Raw genomic sequence first — 4,131 nt, forward strand, 5'->3', positions numbered from 1 at the left:
GCGAATAGCGAGCTATTTAAGGAGACTTATGAGGTCGATTGGATAAAAATTCATATGAAATTCGATTCTGCGAATGAATCAGTGCTTCCTTAACAGAAGGACGGTCATAGAATTGGCAGAATATACAATCAGACAGGGAAATATAGAAGATGCGGCGGCACTGGCGGCGGTGGAGGCGGAATGCTTCCCGAAGGCGGAGGCCGCTACGGCTGAGGAAATCAGGGAGCGCCTTTCCGTGTATCCCTACCATTTCCTCCTTTTATACAGGGACGGGAAACTGGTGGGCTTCATCGACGGCATGACCACCGAAGAAAAGGATCTGCAGGATGAAATGTATGAGGATGCGTCCCTTCATAATGAAAAGGGCGCCTGGCAGATGATTTTCGGGCTGAATACCATTCCTGCCTTCCGCAGGCAGGGCTGTGCCGGCAGGCTTATCGAAGCCTTCAAGAAACAGGCCCGGGACGAAGGAAAAAAGGGTATCGTCCTTACCTGCAAGGACAGACTGGTTCACTACTATGCAGGATTCGGCTTTGTCAATGAAGGGGTCTCCGGCTCCACCCATGGTCATGTGGTATGGTACCAGATGAGGCTTACGTTTTAAGATAAAGCAGCCTGTGGGTATAGAAATTATTTATAAGGGCCTCAAAGAAAGGTGGATGAAAACAGAGCATACAGGGATTTTCCGCTTTTTTTCCCCATAGCTGCCTATCCTTTTATTCTGTTTCCGGATGTTTTATAATAAATATATACAATTTTTACTATGGATTCTATCTCATATATGGGGGTTGCATTTATGAAACGCCGTATCATGGGAGGCCTGCTTCTATCCCTCTTTCTGCTTCCTGCTGCGGTGGGAGGAAATGGAATACTTCCCTCCCCAAAGGGGAGCACCATGCAGTTTTCCTCTGCTTTTTCCTCTGAAGGTATGGCCCGGGAATCTGAATCCACCCTGTATTTCAATGATGGATTCGGACGGATGACGGAATTTCATATGACATCGGACAACCATGTGATGACACTCACCATCCGGCAGAATATGAGGATTATGTGGAAGGGCAGCTGTCATGTGGACAGGGACACCTTTTCCGTGGTCCGCAGGGAAGGACAGGGCCATGTCTATTTCCTCATCACCCTGGGGGAGCATACCTATCATGGAGAAATCAACAGGGATGACCGCTGGGATGTGCATGAAGTGAAAGGGTTTCCCGGAGGAATGTAGTCTTTTTTTGACGATGGACAGAAATTTATTGTATAATGTATACAAAATGTGGATTGCAAGTTGAAAAGTCAGGCTGTATACGATTTTAAACATTTTCCGCAGACTCGGGGAAGAGGAGTTTTGCTGGTGTCTTTGGAGTAAGGTGAGAGCTATGAAAAGACAGATTCATTTAAAACCGGATGATTTAAAAGAAAGCGATAAGCTGGGGTTGACCTACAACCTGGGCCAGGCCCATAAGATGATGCTGCTTCGTCAGTCGAGCATTATGAAGAAATTTGGACTCACTGCACGGCAGTCCCTCATTATTGCCTATTTGTCCACCCATAAGAAAGAAGTGGTAACCCAGAAGACACTGGAAGACCATCTGCATCTTACCAATCCCACCATTACGGTGATGGTGAAGTCCATGATTGAAAAAGGACTGATCCGCAAGGAAAGAATGCCCGATGATGCCAGAAAATACCGCCTCTTCATGACGGATCGGGCAAAACAGGTGGAACAGGCCAGCCAGAAAGCTTCCAGGGATCTGGATGAGTCCTTCTACGAAGGCATTCCGGAAAACGAAATGCAGGTTTTCAGGGGCGTGCTCAGCCGCATTATGAAAAACCTGGACATGGGCTGATAACAGGCAGAAATTGACAAACAAAAAGAACTGTGAGAGAAGGGCTCACAGTTCTTTTTTTTATGGCCGTATGCAGCGGAATCATTCACAGCGCGTACCAAGATTCTTCGCCTGCGGCTCGGAATGATGGAGCGGGGCCTGCCTGCAGTCAAGACACTATCCTCAATGCCTTCCCGCCTGACACCCGTCATCCTGAGAGATAGCGAAGGATCTTGGTAAGCATAGTAAGTAAGGGTAATGCCGGTAAATACCGGCGGGCGGGAAGGAGAGTGCCGGGCCCCGGCATGACCGGCAGCGGAATCATTCACAGCGCGTACCGAGATTCTTCGCCTGCGGCTCAGAATGACTGCGTTCGGAGGGAAATCCCGTAACGCCTGCCGCCTTTGGCGGCATTAATGCTCATCGCCGCCAAAGGCGGCGATACCACAGCCCTCGGGTCTGAAAGGCCCGTCAAACCTGAGAACCCTCCGGCTGGAAGCCGGTTCATTCTAAGAACCTTTTCAGCCACAACCCTTCTACACAACCTGCGGCGTCAGCCGCGCCCCTTTTTATTGCGGCATAGCCGCCCCCCACAACCCTCAGCGTCCAAAGGACGCTGTCAAACCTAAGAACCCTTCGCGCCCTTCGGGTGCAGAACCCTCTGAACCGGGCCGCAAAGGGGCCCTTTATTTCATCCTGATAATCCTGTCCGCAAAGTCATGGAAGAGGGGATCCATCACGTTTCCTTCCATATTTTCCGGATGCCACTGCACGGCGCAGATGAGTTCATTGTCCTTGCTCTCCACCGCTTCGATGACGCCGTCCCTGGAACGGGCGGCAGCGGTGAGGGAGGGGGCCAGTTTTTTGATACCTTCCCTGTGACGGGAGTTTACATAGAGGCCGTCGCCAAGGATGTCGTGGAGGCGGCTGTCCTTTTCGATTTCCACATAATGGGTGGCTATATTTCCCGGTGCCTTCTGCATGTGCTGGATAAAGGCTTTGGGATTCTGGGCCTGCATGTCCTGCCAGAGGGTGCCGCCCAGGGCTGCGTTCAGGATCTGCATGCCCCTGCAGATGCCCAGGATGGGCTTATCCTGCTTCAGGCAGGCATGGATAAGGGCGATTTCAAAAAGGTCCCGCTTTTCATAGGTGGGCCCGATACACCACAAAGGCTCCTCTCCGTAGACGCGGGGCGAAGGATTGGGGCCGCCGGGAATGACCAGGGCGTCAAAGGTGTCTAAAAATTCCTCGGGATCCGCATAGTCGTCATAGGCGATGACAATGGGAAGGATGCCCGCCTTCCCCAGGGCGTTCAGAAGCGGCCGGGGCGCATAGTCCGCCATCCTCTGGTTGATGGGCTTCATATCTGCTAAAAGCGTGTCCGCAGTTACTGCAGCAATAGGTTTATTCAAGATGAATTCCTCCTTTTGGAAATCCGTTTCCTACATCATACCATGAATGGGGACACAGGGTGAGGGGGAGAGTTTCTAGTTTCAGCTTGACGGGGCGCCACTGTCGGTGTGGCTGTCCGCTGTCGGCTTACCGCTGTCCGCATAACACAAAAAGCCAACCCGAGGCGCTGTCTTCTTATGGACAAGTCCCTTTGGTGCTTGAGGGTTCAGGCGCCTTTCGGCGCCCGGGTTCTATCGTTCGTGTGCTGCGCACCGAACGATGGGTTCGGCCCACGGAGCGGGCTGGTTCAGAGGGGAGTTTTATATGACGCTGCCTGGGGCAGCGAAAACCTTTACAACCGGGCTTTCGCCCGTGGGTAAACAGGCCAACCGCCCTGCGGGCGATGGAGATTCCCCCTTTGGTGGCTGGCGCCACCACCTTTCCGCCCCGCTGGGAAGCGTGTCACTGGATTCTCAGTCGCCTACGGCTCCCTGCGAATCCAGTTCCCTTGCCACCGCAAGCGGGGGCACTATAGAGCTCCGTCATGCTGTGAGCTGCTTATGAAAGGACTGCTTTGCGGGTCTTTATTGTCCCACCGCTCAGCGGGGGGAAGGTGGTGCCGTAAGGCACCAAAGGGGGGAAAGCCACCGGAGGTGGCTGATCGAAGTAATGTTTTTCATAACGTATGACATGGAAAGCCAATCCCGTAACGCTGACTTTATCATCTGCGGCGAAGCCGCCGCCACCACCCTTTGAACCTTTTGAACCCGAGCGCCGAAGGCGCTTGTCCATAAGGCGGTTGTATGGTTTTCTCCGCCAAAGGCGGTATAAAAAATGGCGCCCGAAAGGGCGCCATACCTTCCCAGCGGGCACGGTCAGCCAGCCAATAGGTAGGCCCTTTTATGGGCAGGCTAAG

At 52.7% G+C, this 4,131-nt stretch carries 4 protein-coding genes; 3 read left to right on the forward strand and 1 reads right to left on the reverse strand.

The features are described 5' to 3' along the window. The first annotated feature begins 112 nt into the window (after positions 1–112). From B2Y11_RS03030 to B2Y11_RS03040, 3 genes are all read left to right on the forward strand, one after another. On the forward strand, positions 113–604 hold the full coding sequence (locus tag B2Y11_RS03030; RefSeq protein ID WP_291056055.1) for a GNAT family N-acetyltransferase: 492 nt from the start codon (positions 113–115) through the stop codon (positions 602–604). A 192-nt stretch (positions 605–796) separates the two neighbouring features. After that, on the forward strand, positions 797–1,222 hold the full coding sequence (locus tag B2Y11_RS03035) for a hypothetical protein (protein WP_291056057.1): 426 nt from the start codon (positions 797–799) through the stop codon (positions 1,220–1,222). 151 nt (positions 1,223–1,373) lie between these two features. Then, positions 1,374–1,844: a MarR family winged helix-turn-helix transcriptional regulator gene (locus B2Y11_RS03040; protein ID WP_288265489.1), complete on the forward strand. Its 471-nt coding sequence runs from the start codon at positions 1,374–1,376 to the stop codon at positions 1,842–1,844. A gap of 665 nt (positions 1,845–2,509) precedes the next feature. On the opposite strand, the gene B2Y11_RS03045 is transcribed toward B2Y11_RS03040, so the two are convergent. Then, positions 2,510–3,235 (reverse strand): gamma-glutamyl-gamma-aminobutyrate hydrolase family protein, encoded by a 726-nt coding sequence (locus B2Y11_RS03045; RefSeq protein WP_291056060.1) that lies wholly within the window; start codon positions 3,233–3,235, stop codon positions 2,510–2,512. Between the last annotated feature and the right edge of the window lie 896 nt (positions 3,236–4,131).

It is taken from the genome of Dialister sp. UBA1703 (assembly GCA_002320515.1).
Classification (GTDB): Bacteria; Bacillota; Negativicutes; order Veillonellales; family Dialisteraceae; genus Dialister.

Bases quoted from the DNA above. Each gene is read 5' to 3' on its own strand.
- B2Y11_RS03040 (WP_288265489.1), top strand. From the start codon at position 1,374: ATGAAAAGACAGATTCATTTAAAACCGGATGATTTAAAAGAAAGCGAT.
- B2Y11_RS03035 (WP_291056057.1), top strand. From the start codon at position 797: ATGAAACGCCGTATCATGGGAGGCCTGCTTCTATCCCTCTTTCTGCTT.